This window comes from Sinorhizobium fredii USDA 205 (assembly GCF_001461695.1).
In the GTDB taxonomy this organism is placed as follows: Bacteria; Pseudomonadota; Alphaproteobacteria; order Rhizobiales; family Rhizobiaceae; genus Sinorhizobium; species Sinorhizobium fredii.
Map to the genome: position 1 here is coordinate 193,870 of NZ_AUTC01000146.1, position 18,413 is coordinate 212,282.

The 18,413-nt window shown below is 62.0% G+C and carries 22 protein-coding genes and 1 pseudogene; 13 read left to right on the forward strand and 10 right to left on the reverse strand.

The window, feature by feature from the left end; all coding sequences use genetic code 11:
• Positions 1–230: 230 nt before the first annotated feature.
• Together N181_RS19210 and N181_RS19215 are read right to left on the reverse strand one after the other, a co-directional pair.
• Entirely contained in the window at positions 231–1,766 is a 1,536-nt protein-coding gene (locus N181_RS19210) for a M10 family metallopeptidase C-terminal domain-containing protein (protein WP_060563674.1), read from the reverse strand.
• A gap of 1 nt (position 1,767) precedes the next feature.
• Positions 1,768–1,995 (reverse strand): hypothetical protein, encoded by a 228-nt coding sequence (locus tag N181_RS19215; RefSeq protein WP_060563680.1) that lies wholly within the window; start codon positions 1,993–1,995, stop codon positions 1,768–1,770.
• Between N181_RS19215 and N181_RS34080 the strand changes: the two genes are divergently transcribed.
• Positions 1,994–2,149, forward strand: coding sequence for a hypothetical protein (locus N181_RS34080; protein WP_080579734.1), 156 nt, complete (start codon positions 1,994–1,996; stop codon positions 2,147–2,149). The genes N181_RS19215 and N181_RS34080 overlap by 2 nt on opposite strands.
• Before the next feature lie 31 nt (positions 2,150–2,180).
• Here the strand turns inward: N181_RS34080 and ctlX are convergent.
• Both ctlX and N181_RS19225 read right to left on the reverse strand, forming a co-directional pair.
• Positions 2,181–3,115, reverse strand: a pseudogene (ctlX, locus tag N181_RS19220) (citrulline utilization hydrolase CtlX).
• A 12-nt stretch (positions 3,116–3,127) separates the two neighbouring features.
• A complete protein-coding gene (locus N181_RS19225; RefSeq protein WP_060563682.1) occupies positions 3,128–4,177 on the reverse strand; it encodes an ornithine cyclodeaminase in 1,050 nt (349 codons plus the stop codon).
• A gap of 132 nt (positions 4,178–4,309) precedes the next feature.
• On the opposite strand from N181_RS19225, the gene N181_RS19230 reads away from it, so the two are divergent.
• The 4 genes from N181_RS19230 to N181_RS19245 all read left to right on the forward strand — a co-directional run bounded on the left by N181_RS19230 (position 4,310) and on the right by N181_RS19245 (position 7,035).
• A complete protein-coding gene (locus N181_RS19230) occupies positions 4,310–4,762 on the forward strand; it encodes an Lrp/AsnC family transcriptional regulator (RefSeq protein WP_014331450.1) in 453 nt (150 codons plus the stop codon).
• A gap of 88 nt (positions 4,763–4,850) precedes the next feature.
• Entirely contained in the window at positions 4,851–5,447 is a 597-nt protein-coding gene (locus N181_RS19235) for a DUF922 domain-containing Zn-dependent protease (RefSeq protein WP_037392406.1), read from the forward strand.
• 222 nt (positions 5,448–5,669) lie between these two features.
• Entirely contained in the window at positions 5,670–6,200 is a 531-nt protein-coding gene (locus N181_RS19240) for a DUF992 domain-containing protein (RefSeq protein WP_060563684.1), read from the forward strand.
• A 97-nt stretch (positions 6,201–6,297) separates the two neighbouring features.
• A complete protein-coding gene (locus tag N181_RS19245) occupies positions 6,298–7,035 on the forward strand; it encodes a class I SAM-dependent methyltransferase (protein ID WP_081319011.1) in 738 nt (245 codons plus the stop codon).
• On the opposite strand, the gene N181_RS19250 is transcribed toward N181_RS19245, so the two are convergent.
• The 5 genes from N181_RS19250 to cyoA all read right to left on the reverse strand — a co-directional run bounded on the left by N181_RS19250 (position 7,014) and on the right by cyoA (position 12,239).
• Complete coding sequence (locus tag N181_RS19250) at positions 7,014–7,811, reverse strand: SURF1 family protein (RefSeq protein WP_060563689.1); 798 nt, start codon at positions 7,809–7,811, stop codon at positions 7,014–7,016. The two genes, N181_RS19245 and N181_RS19250, sit on opposite strands and share 22 nt — an antisense overlap.
• Before the next feature lie 184 nt (positions 7,812–7,995).
• Positions 7,996–8,397, reverse strand: a complete 402-nt coding sequence (gene cyoD / locus N181_RS19255; RefSeq protein WP_014331455.1) for a cytochrome o ubiquinol oxidase subunit IV — start codon at positions 8,395–8,397, stop codon at positions 7,996–7,998.
• The gene (gene cyoC, locus N181_RS19260; protein WP_060563690.1) at positions 8,394–9,026 is read right to left on the reverse strand and encodes a cytochrome o ubiquinol oxidase subunit III; all 633 of its coding nucleotides are present in this window, start codon (positions 9,024–9,026) and stop codon (positions 8,394–8,396) included. Before cyoC ends, cyoD begins: the two co-directional genes overlap by 4 nt.
• Positions 9,027–9,030: 4 nt before the next feature.
• Positions 9,031–11,034, reverse strand: coding sequence for a cytochrome o ubiquinol oxidase subunit I (gene cyoB, locus N181_RS19265; protein WP_060563692.1), 2,004 nt, complete (start codon positions 11,032–11,034; stop codon positions 9,031–9,033).
• A gap of 47 nt (positions 11,035–11,081) precedes the next feature.
• Complete coding sequence (gene cyoA / locus N181_RS19270) at positions 11,082–12,239, reverse strand: ubiquinol oxidase subunit II (RefSeq protein ID WP_060563693.1); 1,158 nt, start codon at positions 12,237–12,239, stop codon at positions 11,082–11,084.
• Between the two features lie 272 nt (positions 12,240–12,511).
• Here cyoA and N181_RS19275 point away from each other — a divergent pair, with 272 nt between their 5' ends.
• From N181_RS19275 to N181_RS34085, 4 genes are all read left to right on the forward strand, one after another.
• The gene (locus tag N181_RS19275; RefSeq protein WP_060563695.1) at positions 12,512–13,852 is read left to right on the forward strand and encodes an MFS transporter; all 1,341 of its coding nucleotides are present in this window, start codon (positions 12,512–12,514) and stop codon (positions 13,850–13,852) included.
• A 153-nt stretch (positions 13,853–14,005) separates the two neighbouring features.
• On the forward strand, positions 14,006–15,334 hold the full coding sequence (locus N181_RS19280) for a hemolysin family protein (protein WP_060563696.1): 1,329 nt from the start codon (positions 14,006–14,008) through the stop codon (positions 15,332–15,334).
• 146 nt (positions 15,335–15,480) lie between these two features.
• Positions 15,481–15,669, forward strand: a complete 189-nt coding sequence (locus N181_RS19285) for a DUF3008 family protein (protein ID WP_014331461.1) — start codon at positions 15,481–15,483, stop codon at positions 15,667–15,669.
• A gap of 201 nt (positions 15,670–15,870) precedes the next feature.
• Positions 15,871–16,029: a hypothetical protein gene (locus N181_RS34085; RefSeq protein ID WP_014331462.1), complete on the forward strand. Its 159-nt coding sequence runs from the start codon at positions 15,871–15,873 to the stop codon at positions 16,027–16,029.
• Positions 16,030–16,153: 124 nt separating this feature from the next.
• On the opposite strand, the gene N181_RS19290 is transcribed toward N181_RS34085, so the two are convergent.
• A complete protein-coding gene (locus N181_RS19290) occupies positions 16,154–16,675 on the reverse strand; it encodes a sigma-70 family RNA polymerase sigma factor (RefSeq protein WP_014331464.1) in 522 nt (173 codons plus the stop codon).
• Between the two features lie 250 nt (positions 16,676–16,925).
• Here N181_RS19290 and N181_RS19295 point away from each other — a divergent pair, with 250 nt between their 5' ends.
• The 4 genes from N181_RS19295 (at position 16,926) to N181_RS19310 (ending at position 18,391) form a co-directional block, all read left to right on the forward strand.
• The gene (locus N181_RS19295; RefSeq protein WP_014331465.1) at positions 16,926–17,204 is read left to right on the forward strand and encodes a DUF1236 domain-containing protein; all 279 of its coding nucleotides are present in this window, start codon (positions 16,926–16,928) and stop codon (positions 17,202–17,204) included.
• A 230-nt stretch (positions 17,205–17,434) separates the two neighbouring features.
• Positions 17,435–17,620, forward strand: coding sequence for a hypothetical protein (locus N181_RS34295; RefSeq protein WP_037454389.1), 186 nt, complete (start codon positions 17,435–17,437; stop codon positions 17,618–17,620).
• A complete protein-coding gene (locus tag N181_RS19305; protein WP_014331467.1) occupies positions 17,607–18,122 on the forward strand; it encodes a CBS domain-containing protein in 516 nt (171 codons plus the stop codon). Before N181_RS34295 ends, N181_RS19305 begins: the two co-directional genes overlap by 14 nt.
• A complete protein-coding gene (locus N181_RS19310) occupies positions 18,110–18,391 on the forward strand; it encodes a DUF982 domain-containing protein (RefSeq protein ID WP_014331468.1) in 282 nt (93 codons plus the stop codon). Before N181_RS19305 ends, N181_RS19310 begins: the two co-directional genes overlap by 13 nt.
• The last annotated feature ends 22 nt before the right edge of the window (positions 18,392–18,413 follow it).

Genomic DNA, 18,413 nt, shown 5'->3' on the forward strand with positions numbered 1-18,413 from the left:
AGGGTGATCTAGGGTCCAGGGGATCGGTTCTAAATGATGGGAGCGGAATGCGGGCGAAGAACCACACTCGGGTGGAAACAGGAATGCTGCTTCCACCGAGGAGCGCCAGGCTACTTCTTGGGGAGGCCGCCAGCGAAGCAGCGCGCCAGCGTTGCGAGATAGCGCTCCGGCCGCCACGTCAGCAAGGCTTCACTGCCGAGCGATAGAGGATGGCGGCCTTACCTCTGGCCCTAAAGGAGGAAGTAGCCCTTCTGCAGGGTGACGGCGTCATCGAGGCGGATCGCGAAGTCGGCCGTCTTGTCGCCGTTCACGTCGCCGTAGATATAGGTGCCCGATGAAGCGAGGTCGTACCGCAACTCGCCCTTCTTGCCGCTGAATGCTGCGGTCCCGACGAAGGTGAACGCCTGGTTGCCGGTCGCGGTCGTGTCGGCATCAATGGCGGAGAGATCGATCCGGTCGGATTGCGAAGCGAGGAAGTCGTAAATAACGTCGCGGCCCGAAGTGGTGACGGTGCTTTCCGCCAGTGTTCTGAACGCGAAGATATCACCGCCAGCGCCACCGTAGAGCCTATCCGCTCCGGTGCCGCCATAGAGCGCGTCATTACCTGCATCGCCCACAAGCGCGTCATTGCCACTGCTGCCGTAGAGCTTGTCCGAACCAACGCCGCCGTAAAGCACGTCATGGCCGGTGTCTCCATTCATAATGTCGTTGCCGGCATAGCCGTACAGCTTGTTGGCCGCCTGATTGCCGGTAATCGCGTCGTTGCCGGCGCCTCCCAAGACGTTCTCGATCAGCGACCGTGTGTCGCCATGATAGAGCAGCGCATTGAAGATATTGCCCACGGCAAAGCCATCGTTGGAGCCGCCGCCGAGCCAGGCAAGTTGATCGGCACTGAAGGTCGAGGCCTTGCCCGGGCGCAAGTCGATCTTGAGGCCGGTCTTGTAGGCGGTGAGGTCGTAGGTATCGCTGCCACCGCCGTCCCATATGGTTGCGAAGATCCGATTGGCGCCAGGAGAGATGCCGACTGCTCCGTTCACGAGTGTGGCGCCGCTGCCGGGCGTCCACTTGTAGACCGTATTGCCGCTATTGGTGCTGAAATCCGCGCCGTACATTTCCTGCAGCGCAGCGATGTCGGCCATCATAAAGGTCTGCGGCGCGCCGTACTGTTCATAGGAGTAGCCGTAGCCGCCGACAAAGCCGCGATAGGTCATGATCGAATATTCGATCGAGTCGTATTGGGAAGGCAGAGCTTTGAAGGCGCCCTCTACTTCGTGGCCGTGCTTCAGGCCAAGTGCATGGCCGAGCTCGTGCAGCATCGTGTGCCACGCGTAGTTTCCGGCAACCGGTTTGCGATTATCGGCAACTGTGCCGGCATAGGTGGTGCCGAACCAGATGTCGCCGGCCTGAGCATAGTCGCCCGGCAGGTAAGCCCAGGCGGTTTCCGGCTCGTTCGACTGCGCAAACCGGACCGTCGCACTGGATGCGCTCCCGGAAGTGAAGTTGGCGTTCGTGAATCCCTCGACCGAAAAGCCGTCATTGGCGGTCGAACCGTAGTCCAGCTCCATGGCGAAGCGTGCGGCATTTATCTGCGCCGACGAAATCTGAGCGAAGCCGTTGTCCTTCTCGCCGCTGTAGCTATAGCTGCTGCTTGAGCCCGGAAAGGCATAGGTGATCGTGCCGCTCCAGGCGGAGCCCGACAGCACGCCGTCGATCAGACTGCTGCCGGTCGTATTCAAGGTTTTGACGGTCTTGCCGGTGCCGCTCATGCTAAATACCCATCAGAAAAGCGCGGGCCATTGCCTCGGCTTCAAAAAACGCAGATCGTGCCGGCGACGTTAGGGTCGGAATGCCTACGATTTGTGTAACGAACTGACTAAGATTGGAGAGAATCGTGCCGTTCCTGAGATTGCTGTCGTGCCTTGCCGCTGTGAGTCTGGCAGCAATAATCTCCGCTCCTACTGCATCAGGCACGACAAAGGCAAGCGGGGTGGACATGCAGAAGCCTCCGGATCACGAGGCGGCCGTCCGGTCGGAATTCGAGCGGGTCAAGGCGGAGAATACGGTGGAAGCCTACGAGCGCTTCATCCGCCGCCATCCGGATCATCCACTCGTCAAGGAGGCGGCAGAAGCGCTGGCGCGGCTCAAGTAGAGCGAGACTTGGCGCGACGTTCCGGGTCGGCTCACGCCCGCGGCCTCAAGTGGATGCCGGCCAGCGTGCAGCGGACCGATCCGCCGGCCCTTTCGATGGTCGGAATGTCGAGCGCCACGAGGGTCGCGCTTTCCTCTATGGCGGCGATCTGCGCCTCGTCCAAGGCGGCAAGCGCTGTTGCCGACAAGGCAAGGATGCGGCCCTGCTGCCCCTGGAGTTCGAGCGCGTTGCCGGCGAAGCGGGCGATCTGGTCGTTGGAAAGCGCGATCACCCGACGGCCCGAGCGCTCCAGCCGGGCGACAATCTCCCGCCGCCTTGCCGGATCCGTCAACATGCCGAGGCCGATCATCGCGAAGTCGGTGGCGACGCACATCAGCACATTGGTGTGATAGATCGGGACGCCGTCGCCGTCACGGGCGTCGAACACCATGGGTTCGAAGTTGAAGTGTGTCGAGAAGCGTTCGAGCGCGATTGGGTCGGTGCGGTCGGAGCGCACCGCATAGGCGACCCGGTCGATGTGGTCGAGAACCATGGCGCGGTGCCTTCGAGGAAGAGCCCGTCCGGTTCGAGGCCGGAATAGTCGATGACTTCCTGCACCCTGTACCGGGCTTTCAGCATCTCGACGACGTCGCTGCGCCGTTCGCGCCTGCGGCTTTCGGCCTTCATCGGATAGATTGCGACATGACCGCCGGCGTGGGTCGAGAACCAGTTGTTGGGAAAGACCGAATCCGGCGTTTCGGTGCCCATATCCTCGAAGAGATGAACGTCCACGCCATGGCTTCTCAGCGTCTCGGCGGCGCGGCTGATCTCGGCGAAGGCGAGCGGGCCAAGGTCCTCGCCCGCTGCCCATCGGGCCTGGAAGCGATTGTCGGCCGCCGTTTCGGTATTGACCGTGAAATGGTGCGGCCGCACCATAACGACCGCGGCGGGAGCCTGGATGGAATAGGTGGAGCGGCCGGGCATCATCGCTTTCTCCGCTTACTTGGCGCGCTGCAGCATACCGAACAGATCGCGCGGATCGTCCGGATCGGCGATCATGTCGAGATTCTGAAAGAAGTCGGTGCCGGAGAGCCGGTCGCGCACGTAGCGGAGCGCCGAAAAGTCTTCGATGGCGAAGCCGACGCTGTCGAAAAGCGTGATCTGCCGTGCGTCGCGCCGGCCCGATGCTGCGCCGGTAACGACCTTCCAGAGCTCGGTCACCGGAAAATCCGGCGCCATCTGCTGGATCTCGCCTTCGACGCGGGTCTGCGGCGGATATTCGACGAAGACGTCCGAGCGGAGCACGATGTCGCGGTGCAGCTCCGTCTTGCCGGGGCAGTCGCCGCCGATGGCGTTGATATGGACGCCGGCGCCGACCATGTTGTCGGTGAGGATCGTCGCGAACTGCTTGTCCGCGGTGCAGGTGGTGATGATCTCGGCGCCTTCGATCGCCGCTTGGGCGGATGGGCAGGCGATGACATCGAGGCCGGAACCCGCGAGGTTGCGCGCCGTCTTCTCGGTGGCGCGGGGATCGATGTCGTAAAGCCGAACCGTGTCGATGCCGCAGACCGCCTTCATCGCCAGCGCCTGGAACTCGGCCTGGGCGCCGTTGCCGATCATCGCCATGATGCGCGCGCCCTTCGGCGCCAGGTGACGCGCGGCCATCGCCGAGGTCGCGGCGGTTCTGAGCGCCGTCAGCAGCGTCATTTCAGTGAGCAGCACCGGGTAGCCGGTCGAGACTTCGGCAAGCAGGCCGAAGGCGGTGACGGTCTGGAGCCCGTCGACGATGTTCTTGGGATGGCCGTTGACATATTTGAAGCTGTAGACGGCTCCGTCGGAGGTCGGCATCAACTCGATCACGCCGTCACGCGAATGGCTGGCGACGCGCGGCGTCTTGTCGAAGCTCTCCCAGCGGCGGAAATCTGCCTCGATCGCATCCGTAAGCTCCGCCAGGACCGTCTCGATGCCGAGATGGTGGACGAGGTGCATCATGTTCTCGACGCTGACGAAGGGGACCATGGCCTTGGCGGACGGGAGCGGTGAAAGCAACGAGGTTCCTCCTGCATGTGCTGAATATTCCAGGATGTTAGAGTCAGGCGCCGCTGGTCGAAAGGGCAAAGCTGTGCTATTTTCGTCATTCATTTGAGCAGTTTTGCCAGTCGAATTGTGCAGATTGTCAGCATGGCATCGAAAGAGACGATCATTGCGAAATATACGCCGGATGATCTGGATCGCCGGATCATCGCGCACCTGCGCGTCGACGGACGCGCTTCGCTTTCCAAGCTTTCAGATGCGCTCGGCGTCGCGCGTGGCACCGTGCAGAACCGCCTGGACCGTCTGATCGAAACCGGCACGCTGATGGGCTTCACGGTGCGCGTCCGCGAGGACTACGACCTCAACACCGTACACGCGGTGATGATGATCGAGGTCGTCGGGAAATCGACGACACAGGTGATCCGCAAGCTGCGCGGCATCCCCGAAATCCACACGCTGCACACCACGAACGGCAATTGGGATCTGGTCGCCAATATTCGCGCCGCGAACCTCTCCGAATTCGACCGGATCCTGCGCGAAGTGCGGATGATCGACGGCGTGGCCAACAGCGAAACCAGCCTGCTGCTAAGCAGCGTTTAAGCGGTTCTCACGAAATCGGTGATTGAAAGCCAGGCCCGCGCTCATTAGTTTCCGGCCGCAATCAACTGAGGCCGTCGGGGATGTTCGCGTGAAGAGAGACCGTCGATTTATTCTACTGCTGGCCTCCCTGGCAACTTTTCCTTCGGCTGCCAAGGCGGACTGGCAGGCGATCGAGAAGGTCAAGAGCTACACGATTGCCGGCCAATCCGGCCCTGAGCTCTACGCCTCGATCGGCGAGCGCGGTCCGAAGCTTGGGCCAACGCGCGCCATCGCACATACGAGCTTCAAGCTCACCTGGTCGCGAAAATACGAGGTCCAGGGCGATGCCTGCGTTCTCGTTTCGGCGCTGCCGAAGCTTGCCATCACTTACACCCTGCCGAAACCCGCCAAGCCATTGCCGCTCGCCACACGGGAGCACTGGGAGGCGTTCATCGCCGGGGTCCATAAGCACGAGCTGGTGCATGGCGATTTCATCAAGGAGATGGTCAACAAGATCGAGGCCGCGACCGTCGGGCTCACGGTTCCGGCCGACCCGCAATGCCGAAAGATCAAGACCGAAATGACCAAGCGGCTGGGGGCGCTGTCCAACGCCCAGCGCCAGCAGAGCCGCGATTTCGACCGTGCGGAACTCAACGACGGCGGCAATATTCACCAGCTCATCCTCGATCTGGTGAACGACGGATAGAGGCTTCCCCCGGCTAGACGCATGGTGCTGTAGGCCGCAATAGACACACGTAAAAAGCTGGTGACGGCCACAAACACGCCCCCGAATTGTCTCAATGGAGTTGAACTGTGCCGCGGCGTTACACCCGCGCGTCGCCCATCGTCCGTGGCGATGCGGGCCATCCATTGCTGAATTTGTTGTCGGAAGGGCGAGCCTCGTCGCCGGTCCGAGAAGGGAGTATGCATGAACACGAATCTTGTCGCGGCTCTTTCCGCAGCGTCGCTGTCTCTCGCCGGCATGGCCGTCCACGCAGCCGACCTCACGCCCTATCGGCAGCAACCTGCGCCGCCGGCACTGGACGAGCAAGACGGCGTCAAGATCGGTTATCTCGAATGCGACATCGGCGGTGGTGCCGGCTATGTGCTCGGCTCGTCGAAGGAGATCGATTGCGTATTCCGCTCGCTGGGCGGCGATGAGATCGAGGATCGCTATACGGGCGAAATCCGCAAACTCGGCGTCGATATCGGCTTTACCATGCGCAGCCGGCTGCTCTGGGCCGTATTCGCGCCGACGGCCGGATACCACCACGGCTCGCTGAGCGGCCTCTACAAGGGCGCGACCGCCGAGGCGACCGTCGGCGCCGGCGTGGGTGCCAATGTGCTCGTCGGCGGCACGTCCGGATCGATCCACCTCCAGACGGTCAGCGTGACCGGCCAGCTCGGGCTGAACGTCGCCGCCGCCGGCACGTCCATGACCCTCAACTCCGTCAATTGAGCTGGCGGCGCGTTTGCTGAAGTTACTTACCGAGGACTATTCGATCACGGTGGTTAGGATCAGAAGGATCGTGATCGAAGACACTTCGAGGTGACACATGATTGCTCTCGATCCCCTTGAGCTTCTTTTCGGTGGCATGGGCAAGCTCGGGCCCGGCAGCGACGCCCACACGCTGCAGGCGCTGCGCAGCCTGCCGAAAGGCCATTTCGACCTGGTCGTTGATGCAGGCTGCGGCGCAGGTCGGCAGACGCTGGTGCTCGCCACGGCGCTCGGCGTCACGATCCACGCCGTCGACTCCCACCAGCCGTTTCTCGACGAATTGCGGCGGCGCGCCGAGGACGCCGGCGTCGGATCGCGGATCCAGGCACATTGCATGGACATGAGCGACATACCGGCCGTCTTCTCTTCAATCGATCTGCTCTGGTCGGAGGGGGCCGCCTACAATATCGGCTTCGCCGACGCGCTTGCGCGGTGGGCGCCGGCACTGCGATCTGGCGGCTTCGTCGTCGTCAGCGAACTCGCCTGGCTGAGCGACGCGGCTCCGGCCGCCGCCCGCGACTTCTTCCGCGCCGGCTATCCCGACATGAAGCTGACCACCGAAAACATCAGGCTCGCGCAAGAAGCGGGCTATCGTATGTTGGGCACGCATACCCTGCCGCGAGCGGCCTGGATCGACGACTACTACGAAGTGCTGGAGCCGCGCGCCACGACCCTCGCCAGTCATCAGGATGCCGCGGTGAGGGCTCTCGCCCAGGAGACGTTGAAGGAGATCGAGGTCTTCGAAACGGCCGGCGACAGCTACGGCTATGTCTTTTATCTGCTGCAGCGATCGTGAAGGTTGCGCTTTCCGTGCTCTCCCGGCGCGCCGCGGTCGTCTCTTGTCGCCGAACGCCAGAAGAAGATCAGCATGGCGGCGGTCATTGCAGCCAGGCAGTACCAGGTCACGGCGTAGACGAGGTGATTGTTGGAGAAGGCGACTCGCGTCAGTCCGCCGACCGGAAGACCGCCGGGATTGGGCGTCGCATCGGCGTCGATGAAGTAGGGCGCAACGCCGGAGAGGCCGCGCGCCGCCGCGATGGCGCCGACGTCCCGGGAGTACCAGCGCTCCTCCCGAGGCTTATTGGAGCGCAGCAGCGAGCCTTCCGGCTCATCCATGCGCATCAGGCCAGTGACCGTCGTGTCGCCTGTTATCCGACCCGGTGACTGTGTTGCCGGTGCGCGCTTCTCCGCCGGGACGAAGCCGCGATTGACGAACACCGTCGTGCCGTCGTTAAGCGCCAGCGGCGTCATCACCCAGTAGCCGGCGCCGAGCTCGGTCGCGGCATAGACCAGCGTTTCCTTGTCGTTGAGGAAACGGCCGCGGACCCGCACGCGCCGGTATTCGTCGCGTGCCGCACCGACATTCGCCCAGTCGCTGTGAGACGGTGGAGGGACGGGCGTTGCGTGGATGCGTTCCTCGACCCGGGCGATCAGGTCGAGTTTCCAGGAGAGGCGTTTGACCTGCCATGTCCCGAGCGCCAGCAGGCCGGCGACCAGCAGGAGCCCGATGACGCTGAGGATCGCGAGCGACAGCCGGGAGCGTGGTGGAGGCGCACTTTCGGGATTGCTCACGGCGTGTTGTCGACTGAAAGGGGGAGGTGAAAATGCGTGCCGCTTGTATCAGCGCCGCCCCTCATCCGGCTGCCGCCACCTTCTCCCCGCAGGCGGGGAGAAGGGATATGCAGCACCGTTCTTGCCCCCTCTCCCCGCTCGCGCGGAGAGGGCTGGGGTGAGGGGCGAAGCTGAGGCCCCTTTGTCACGGCATGTTCTTCATCATCTCGGGGCTCATCGGCATCATGTTCTCGTCGAGATGGTGCATGACCCAGAGCGAACCGGAGAGCGCGATGGCAACGAGGACGATGGTGAAGATCAGCGCCATCATCGTCCAGCCGCCTTCCGATCGGGTGTTCATGTGCAGAAAGAAGATCATGTGCACGACGATCTGGATGGCACCGAGCGCCATGATGATGACGGCCGTCAAGACCGGGCTCTCGAGGACGTCGGCCATCACCAGCCAGAAGGGAATGGCGGTCAGGATGACGGAGAGGACAAAGCCGGTCACATAGCTTTTGAACGTGCCGTGGCCAGCCTCGTGGCCGTGGCTATGGCCATGATGGGCTTCAAATGCATCCTCATGCGAAGGTGCGTGCGTGCTCATCCGAGAACTCCCATCAGATAGACGAAGGAAAAGACGCCGATCCAGACGACGTCGAGGAAGTGCCAGAACATCGACAGGCACATCAAGCGGCGCTTGTTTTCCAGGATCAGCCCGCGTTTTGCCACCTGGGCCATCAGCACGAACATCCAGATGATGCCGGAGGTGACGTGCAGGCCGTGCGTGCCGACGAGCGTGAAGAAGGAAGACAAGAAGGCGCTGCGCTGCGGTCCGGCACCTTCGTGGATCATGTGCGCGAATTCGTAGAGTTCGAGCCCGACGAAGGCGATTCCGAAGAGGGCAGTGACCGCCATCCAGACGAGCGTCGTATTCTTTTTCGCCTTCTCCATCTCCAGCATGGCGAAGCCGTAGGTGATCGACGAGAACAGCAGCATCGACGTGTTCACGGCGACGAGCGGCAGGTCGAAGAGATCGGCCGGCGACGGTCCGGCCGCGTAGTTGCGGCCGACCACGGCATGGGTGGCGAAAAGGACCGCGAAGATCAGGCAGTCGCTCATCAGATAGAGCCAGAAGCCGAGCATCGTGCTCCCTTCCGGATGATGCTCTTCCTCGAGGTAAAAGGTCGGTGCCTTGCCTTCCTGCAGGGCTTGATCGGCGTGAAGCTCAGTCATGATCCTACACCTCGCTGGCAAGCAGTTCGGTGCGCTTGCCCTCCGTTTCGGTGACGACGTCTGCCGGGATGTAGAAGTCGCGGTCGTAGTTGAAGGTGTGGCCGATCGCGATCGCGACCATGGCGAGGAAGGAAAGGCCGGCAAGCCACCACATGTACCAGATCATCCCGAAGGCGAAGGCGACGCTGATAGCGCCGAGGATGACGCCGGTGCCGGTGTTCCTGGGCATATGGATCGGCTTGAAGCCGGAGAGCGGGCGGCTGGCACCGCGCTTCTTCATGTCCCACCAGGAATCCTGGTCGTGGACGACCGGCGTGAAGGCGAAATTATAGTCCGGCGGCGGCGACGACGTCGACCATTCGAGCGTCCGGGCGTCCCAGGGGTCGCCGGTCGTGTCGCGCAATTCTTCGCGTCTGATGAAGCTGACGACGAGCTGGACGAGCATCGACAGAATGCCGAGGGCGATCAGGAAGGCGCCGAAGGCGGCGATCAGGAACCAGATCTGCAACGACGGATCCTCGAACTGGCTGACGCGGCGGGTCACGCCCATCAGGCCGAGCACGTAGAGCGGCATGAAGGCGAAGTAGAAGCCTGTCAGCCAGAACCAGAAGGACATCTTGCCCCAGAACGGATCGAGCCTGAAGCCGGAGGCCTTCGGGAACCAGTAGACGACGCCGGCCATCAACCCGAAGACGACGCCGCCGATGATGACGTTATGGAAATGGGCGATCAGGAACAGCGAGTTGTGTAGCACGAAATCGGCCGGCGGCACGGCGAGCAACACGCCGGTCATGCCGCCGATGACGAAGGTCACCATGAAGCCGACCGTCCAAAGCATCGGCACCTCGTAGCGGATGCGGCCGCGATACATGGTGAAGAGCCAGTTGAACATCTTGGCGCCCGTCGGGATCGAGATGATCATCGTCGTGATGCCGAAGAAGGCGTTGACGCTGGCGCCCGAACCCATGGTGAAGAAGTGGTGCAGCCAGACGATATAGGAGAGGATGGTGATGACCACCGTCGCATAGACCATCGAGGCGTAGCCGAACAGCCGCTTGCCGCAGAAGGTGGCGACGACTTCCGAGAAGATGCCGAAGGCCGGCAGCACCAGGATGTAGACCTCCGGATGGCCCCAGATCCAGATGAGGTTGACATACATCATCGGGTCGCCGCCGAGGTCGTTGGTGAAGAAGTTGGTGCCGACGTAACGGTCGAGGGTAAGCAGCGCCAGCGTCGCGGTCAGAACCGGGAAGGTTGCGACGATCAGCACGTTGGTGCAGAGCGAGGTCCAGGTGAAGACCGGCATCTTCATCATCGTCATGCCGGGGGCGCGCATCTTCACGATCGTGGCGATGAGGTTGATGCCCGACAGCGTCGTGCCGATGCCGGCGACCTGCAGTCCCCATATGTAATAGTCGACACCGACGCCGGGGCTATAGTCCGCCCCGGAGAGCGGCGGATAGGCAAGCCAGCCGGTGCGGGCGAATTCGCCGACGAACAGCGACAGCATGATGATGATCGCGCCGGCGGTCGTCATCCAGAAGCTGAAATTGTTGAGGAACGGGAAGGACACGTCGCGGGCGCCGATCTGCAGCGGTACCACGAAGTTCATGAGTCCAGTGACGAAGGGCATCGCCATGAAGAAGATCATGATGACGCCGTGCGCGGTGAAGATCTGGTCGTAGTGATGCGGCGGCAGGTAGCCCTCCGAGCCGCCGAAGGCCATTGCCTGCTGCAGGCGCATCATGATCGCGTCGGCGAAGCCGCGCAGCAGCATCACCAGCGCGAGGATGACATACATGATGCCGATCTTTTTGTGGTCGACGCTGGTCAGCCAGTCGCGCCAGAGCGTTCCCCAGAACCGGTAATAGGTGATCAGACCGAGGAGCCCGATGCCGCCGATGACGACGGCGATGAATGTCGCGACGAGGATAGGTTCGTGATAGGGGATCGCCTCGAGGGTCAGCCGGCCAAAGACGAATTTCAGGAGATCTGGATCGGAGAACATAGGGAAACCCGTTCGTTGGTGTCCTTGCGACGCTGAAGGCGCCGGGTTCAGTTTCTAAGCTGCGCCGGCGCCGGGTCGCTGCCCTCTTGCATGTCCGGCATCGAGTGCCCCTCGTGTCCTCCCATTCCGGGCATTTCGTGCTGCATCGGCTCGTTCGTGCCTTCCGGCTGCTCCTCGCTACGCGCCGGCGTGCCGGTCGCCGGGAAGGTTGCCGCCGGCGCGCCTTCTTCGGTGGCGTGCCTGTTGTCGTATTCGAGACGGTCGTGGTTCTTGAAACTTTCCTTGCCCGCGCCGCCCATCGCGTCGATGTGCATCATCTCGTGCATGCACATCTTGCCGGGTGTCGCGCACATGTTGAGGATCGCCTCGTAGAGGCCCGCTTCGACGGTTGCGAAGTAGCGCACCGGTTCCCGCTCGCTCGGCTTTTCAAGCTTCAGATAGGCATCGCGATTGAGCGCCGTTCCCTGCGACTTGACGCGTGCCACCCAGGCATCGAAGCCCTGCCGGTCGACGCCGTGGAACTTGAAGCGCATGTGCGAGAAGCCGTCGCCGCTGTAATTTGCCGAGAAGCCCTCGTACTCGCCCTGCTTGTTGATGACGGCATGCAGCTTCGTCTGCATGCCGGGCATAGCGTAGATCTGGCCGGCAAGCGCCGGAATATAGAACGAGTTCATCACCGAGGACGCGGTGATCTTGAAGTTGATCGGCACATCCACCGGCGCCGCGAGTTCGTTGACCGTCGCGATCCCCTGATCGGGATAGAAGAACAGCCATTTCCAATCGAGCGCGACGACCTCGACAGTCACCGGCTTGACGTCTGCCGGGACAGGCCGCGCCGCATCGATCCGGTCCAGCGGCCGATAGGGATCGAGCTTGTGGGTGCTGATCCAGGTGACGGCGCCGAGTGCAATTATAATGGCGAGAGGTGCCGACCAGATCACCACTTCCAACGCCGTCGAATGATGCCATTCCGGATCGTACGTCGCGGCCGTGTTTGCCCGGCGGTATCGCCAGGCGAAGAGAAGCGTCAGGAAGATCACCGGTACGATGATCAGCAGCATGAGGATCGTCGAGATGACGATGAGATCGCGCTGCTGCGCGGCGATGTCACCCGAGGGGGCCATGACCACCATGTCGCACCCCGCAAGCAGCAGGAGCGGCGGCAAGAGGGCGATGTGGCGGGTTAACTTCAGAAATCCTGGCACGTCTCTGAGCCCTTTCTGATGACGACCGCCCTGCGACTAAAGTAGGAGGGGATCAAGCGGTATGAGGTTTTTGGTCGCACCGCAGCAATCTTGTGCATTGCAGCGGGAAGTCGGGGCACGTCGGCTGCCGGTAGTCCTGTCCCGGAGGACCGGAATTTTTACTACGGCAAGCCGCAATTTCGCAATTCAACACTTGATATGATCGGGCGATTGATCAACATCCCCTGTGAGAGGCGCAAGGCAAAGCGGCTCCGAGCGGTGGGAGGCCTTTTATGAGCAGTGTGTCGCAACAGTCCCTCGGGCCGTCGTCTTCCTCGATGGAGCGCGACGCGCGGCGCATTCACGACGACAGGCCCGTTTCGGCTGGCAACATCGCGATCGGCGTCGTCATCGGTCGCGCCGCCGAATTTTTCGACTTCTTCGTCTATGGCATTGCCTCCGTTGTCGTCTTCCCGCAGCTATTCTTTCCCTTTGCGCCCGACCAGTTGACCGCAACACTTTATTCCTTCGCCATTTTCGCACTGGCCTTTGTCGCCCGGCCTGTCGGCTCTCTCGTCTTCATGGCGATCGACCGGACCTACGGTCGCGGCGTCAAGCTGACCATCGCCCTCTTCCTTCTCGGCGGCTCGACGGCCTCCATCGCCTTCCTGCCGGGCTATGAGACGCTCGGCGTCTGGGCGATAGTCATGCTGGCGATCTGCCGGCTGGGGCAGGGCTTTGCGCTCGGCGGCGCCTGGGACGGGCTCGCCTCGCTGCTCGCGCTCAACGCGCCGCAGCACCATCGCGGCTGGTACGCGATGATCCCGCAACTCGGCGCGCCGATCGGCTTCATGCTGGCGAGTGCGCTCTTTGCCTATTTCCTGATGTCCCTTTCCGAGGCCGACTTCCTCAGTTGGGGATGGCGCTACCCGTTCTTCGTCGCCTTCGCGATCAATGTCGTGGCGCTGTTCACGCGGCTGCGCCTTGTGATGACCAAGGAATTCGGAACCCTTCTGGAAGAGCACGAGCTGCAGGCAAGGCAGGTCACCGAAGTGCTGCGATTGCATGGGCGCAACGTGCTCATCGGCGCTTTCGTGCCGCTTGCAAGCTTCGCACTCTTCCATCTTGTCACCGTCTTTCCACTCGGCTGGGTGGAGATCTATACGGATCATGGCGCCAGCTCGTTCCTGATGGTGCAGTTCCTGGGGGCGATCTGCGGCATCGTTGCGATTGTCGCCTCGGGGCTCATCGCCGATCGCATCGGTCGCCGTTACCACCTCGGCGTCTGCGCCGTGCTGATCGCCATTTTCAGCTTTGTCGCCCCGATGCTGCTCGAGGCTGGCGTAGCCGGCAGGAACGCATTCGTGCTCGTCGGCTTCAGCCTCCTGGGCCTGTCTTTCGGCCAGGCCGCCGGTGCTGTCGCATCCCGTTTCGGCCGGGCCTATCGCTACACCGGGGCGGCACTCACCTCGGACCTGTCGTGGCTGATAGGCGCGGGCTTCGCGCCGCTGGTGGCGCTGGGTCTGACCAGCCGTTTCGGCTTGGCTTTTGCAGGCTACTACCTGCTTTCCGGCGCCCTCTGCACCATTGCCGCGCTGATCTTCAGCAAGACGCTGGAGATCCACAACGATTAGGCTCAGACGGGGTATTCGGTCTGAGCCGAACGTCGCGAGGTTTTGGACAGAGCTGCTGCGCGTCGCGATTTGACGGCATGCCCGCCCGGAAGCGGCGTGTTAAACTCCTGGTTCGGTGAAACGGCGGGGTCCGCTCGGGCCCGAAAGGAGAACATGCCGACCCCTGACAGTAGCCTGTTCGATTTCCTCGGAATCATGGCGGTGTTCTTGCTGGTGGCCGCGAACGGCTTCTTCGTCGCGGCCGAATTCTCGCTGGTTTCGGTTCGGCGGAGCCGCGTCGCGGAGCTGGTGACGCAGAAACGGATCAATGCGACCGCTCTTCGACGTGCCGTCGACCATCTGGATTCCAATCTCGCTGCAACGCAGCTCGGCATCACAATCTCGTCGCTCGCCCTCGGATGGATCGGCGAGCCGGCTCTCGCCCATCTGATCGAGCCGTTGCTGGCAGTCCTGCCACAGTTATGGGCCAAGGCCGGATCGCATGCCATCGCGTCGGTGATAGCCTTTGTGATCATCACCGCGCTCCATATCGTGCTTGGGGAACTGGCGCCCAAGAGCCTGGCGCTGCAGCGCAGTGAGGGCACGGCGCTTGCTGTCGTCCGACCGCTTGGTCTTTTCCTGTTTCTGCTTCGACCGGCAATCCTGGTGCTGAATGGCCTCGGCAATCTGGTGCTGCGTCTGGCCGGCTTGAGCCCGGGAGCCGGCGAGGCCTCGCTGCACTCGCCTGCGGAACTCAAGCTTATCGTCGCGGAGAGCCATCAGGCGGGGCTTCTCGACGAAGCCCAGCAGGAACTGGTCCAGCGCATCTTCAGCATCGGCGATCGCCGGATATCGGATTTCATGACCCCGCGCGTCGATGTCGACTGGATCGATGCCGACGATCCTCCGGCGGATGTTTTAAAGACGGTCCGGGACTGTCGGCACGAGCAGTTGCTGATCGGCAGGGGCAATATCGACGAGCCGATAGGGATGGTGCTGAAGAAGGACCTGCTCGATCAATTGCTCGACGGCAAGCCCGTCGACCCCTTCGGCGTCATTCGCGAACCGTTGATCCTGCATGAGGCAACACCGGTTTTCCGCGTTCTCGAGCGGTTCAAGTCCGCACCCGTCCGCCTCGCGACGATCGTCGACGAATATGGAAGCCTCGAAGGCATCGTCACGCAGACGGATCTTCTGGAGGCGATTGCCGGCGACCTGCCGGACATAGAGGCGGAAGAGCGGACGGTGATCGAGCGCGAGGACGGTTCTCTTCTCATCGACGGGATGATGTCGGCCCATGACGCCTTCGACAGACTGAAGCTGCACGACCGGCCGCAGGACGGCGGCTATCACACGATCGCCGGTTTCGCGCTGCACATTCTCGGGCATCTGCCCGATGTCGGTGAATGCTTCGAGTTCGATGGCTGGCGGTTCGAGATCGTCGACATGGATGGCAGGCGGATAGACAAGATCCTGGCGACGAGTCTCGTCGAGCCGGAATAAACATCCCCCAACGCGGTGAGGTTTGCGGAACATAATTCGATCTCGCCGGTTCCGAGGGCCCCGATATCACCGATGGCCGGGGCGCGGAATATTGCAAGATCGACGCGTTTGCGGCCGTCCGGCTCGCGTGAGCGGAGGAAGACGAGATGCCTGCAAAATCGAAGGCGCAACAGAAGGCGGCCGGCGCTGCACTCGCCGCCAAGCGTGGCGACATGAAAAAAAGTGAGCTCAAGGGAGCCTCCAAGAACATGGCCGAGTCCATGAGCGAAAAGGAACTCGAGGAAATGGCGTCGACCAAGCGCAAGGGCAAGAAGGAGCACGTTTCGAAGTCTTGAGCGCGCTCTCGATGCCTTGTTTGCCGCCCCGGTTCTGGCGTCGCCAATCTTCTGGTGGTTAAGATCCGCCCCCACTGGCGATTGAAAAAAGGTTACAGATTCAAGTGGATACGGTTTTCGTGTCGGATTCGTTTTGGTGATTTACACGGGGAACCCGGGACCATATTTTAGGTTCGGCATCCCGGTAAGAAGGACGGACGAATGAGCGAAGCCAAAGCCAGCGCAGGTGCGGACGCAGACATGGCCGTCGAGGAGCGGATCGCATTCCTGTTGGGCAAGATCGAGAAGGAGGCGGTGCCGCAACGTCTGCTTGAACTGGCGCAGCAGTTGCAGGAAGCGCTCAACGCGCGAAAGAAGTAACCGGGCCTGGTGCATATTTCTTTAGATCGTCGCCGATCTAGGGATGAAAACATGCAGCAATTCAAAGTGCTGCAGCGACCTTTGCGCGTCTGGACGGGCGACGCTGTAGGCGCGCAACGATGGTTCAATTCAAGGGGTTCCCGTGCATCTGCACGGTCAATTCGTCGCGAGCGCGGCTTAACCTGCTCTTGATCGTTCCGATCGCGCAATCGCAAATATCGGCTGCCTCTTTGTAGCTCATGCCGAACCCGGCAACGAGCACCAGGACTTCGCGGTGCTCGGGAGAAAGATACCCCAAGGCCGTCCGAAGCTCACCGTTGAGCACACACCACTCCTGGGAGGGAGCGGTCGGGATCGGCAGTTCCGCGCAGTTGATGCTTCCGGGGCCTTCGCGCGTGCGGATCTTGTATTGCGTACGGAAAGCATTGCGCATGATCGTGAACAGCCAGGATTTGAGGCTCGTGCCCGGCGCGAACTGATCGATGCTGCGCAGGGCGCGAAGCAGCGTTTCCTGCACGAGATCGTCAGCCTCGAATGACGCCGACGTAAACGTCCGGGCAAAGGCCCGCAACGCCGGTATCAGGTCGACGACCTGCTCTTCAATTTGCGGTAATGGCTGCGACGCGTGACCGGCGGTGGCAGGCATATCGAATATCGCCCTTTTGGCCGTGAGTATTTCTTGGTGACGCGAAGGAAAATGCCTGTCCGCGGTTTTGGTTCCTAGCGAGACGTCACAATTCACGGCGTTTGGTATCGGAACAGCGCTGGCATCGCCCGTTGGCCACGATCCCGATATCTTTGGTTGGCACAAACGGCGCTTGCGAGGAGGGCCAAACGGCTTGCGGGAACCAAACGCCGTCGCACCCGGTTAGGTGGGCCTTAGGAAGGAGAAAATCATGAAGAAGTTTGCCTTGATTTGTGCCGCCCTGTTGCTCCCCGTATCGGCGGTCGCCCAAACGACCGTCGTCCTGCCGGGCGAGGTCAGGACCTATGTACTGGAGCAGCAAACGCCGTCCGTCGTATATGAGGGCGAGGTCGTCGTTGGACAGCCCCTGCCGGAAACCGTGGAGATACATACGATCCCTGATCAGCCGGATTTTGCATACGCGATCGTCAACGAGAAGCGCGTGATCATAAATCCGAAGACCCATACGGTCGTGGAGGTCCTCCAGTAAATTTGAGAGCGCGGCATGGCGGACTGCCTCCATGCCGCTTTTCCTGACGGGCCAGCCTGCCAGGGCATCCCGATTTCCATCGTCTCCGCCCCCCGCCTGTCCTGAGCAAAGCCGAGCAAATTTGTGGGAACCGCACTGTCTGTTGGCGCGTTAACGAAGAGTCCGCGGTTTTAGCCGCGCAGGTCCACGTCAACAGAAGGGATTGAATTGTGCGACAACGAGTGAAGAAAATGCGTCCGAGATTTGCCCGGCCGCCTGAAAATCCAAATCCCGGCAAGAAGGCGCCGCGGAATGCATGGCAACCGCAGGTTACCGTGCCGCATCAGGTCGATCTCCCCCTCAAGAAATCGCCGGATGAGGAAATCGCGGTGCCGGCCTCGGTCAATGGCAGGAGCCTCGTAGATGGCCGGCCCTGAAGACAAGGCGCCTGTAGACAGGGCCTCCTCAGACAAGGGCATGCGCGTCCGCGACGTGATGTCTCGCCAGGTCTATACGGTTTCGCCGACGGACACGGCGCAGTCCGTCGCCCGGCTGATGAAGGAGACCGGTGTCGGCGCATTGCCGGTGGAGGTTCCGGGGGTTGGCACGATCCTCGGGATCGTCACCGATCGCGACATCCTTGTCTCGGTCGTCGCCCAGGCGCTGTCGACATCGACGGCGGTGTTCGAGTTCATGACGGTGGCGGCGGAATCCTGCGAGGAGGGAGACAGCATCCTGCTCGCCGCTCAGAAGATGCACGATCTGAGAATACGGCAGCTTGTGGTCGTGGACGAAAAGCGTCACGCCGCCGGTATCATCGCGCTGGCGGATATCGTTCGCGTGAGCCCGGAACTTGGAGAACTCGTGCTTGAGGGCATGTCCCGCCACCGCGAACCGGAAGACCAGCAGCTTGAAGGAATGTCGCCATGCCCGGCCTGACGCAGGACCGCCTGTGGAGCGAAGCGGTGATCCTGGAAGCGCCGAACCGGGTGCTTCGGGTGCAAAGCACCCGGGATGCGTTTCTTTGCCTCAAGAACCATTGGCCGCTGCCGGACGGCGATGGCAGCGCCAGGAGCGAGGCGCTCGTCATCTGCGACCGCGTGATCGAGGGGCAGGATGAGCCGGACGTCGCCCGCGCTGCCTTCATCAAGGCGGCCGAGGAGGCGCATTTCGCCGTCCACAGCTGGATGGGCAATGAAGGTGCCTGATCGGGGCGTTCTATGAAAACCG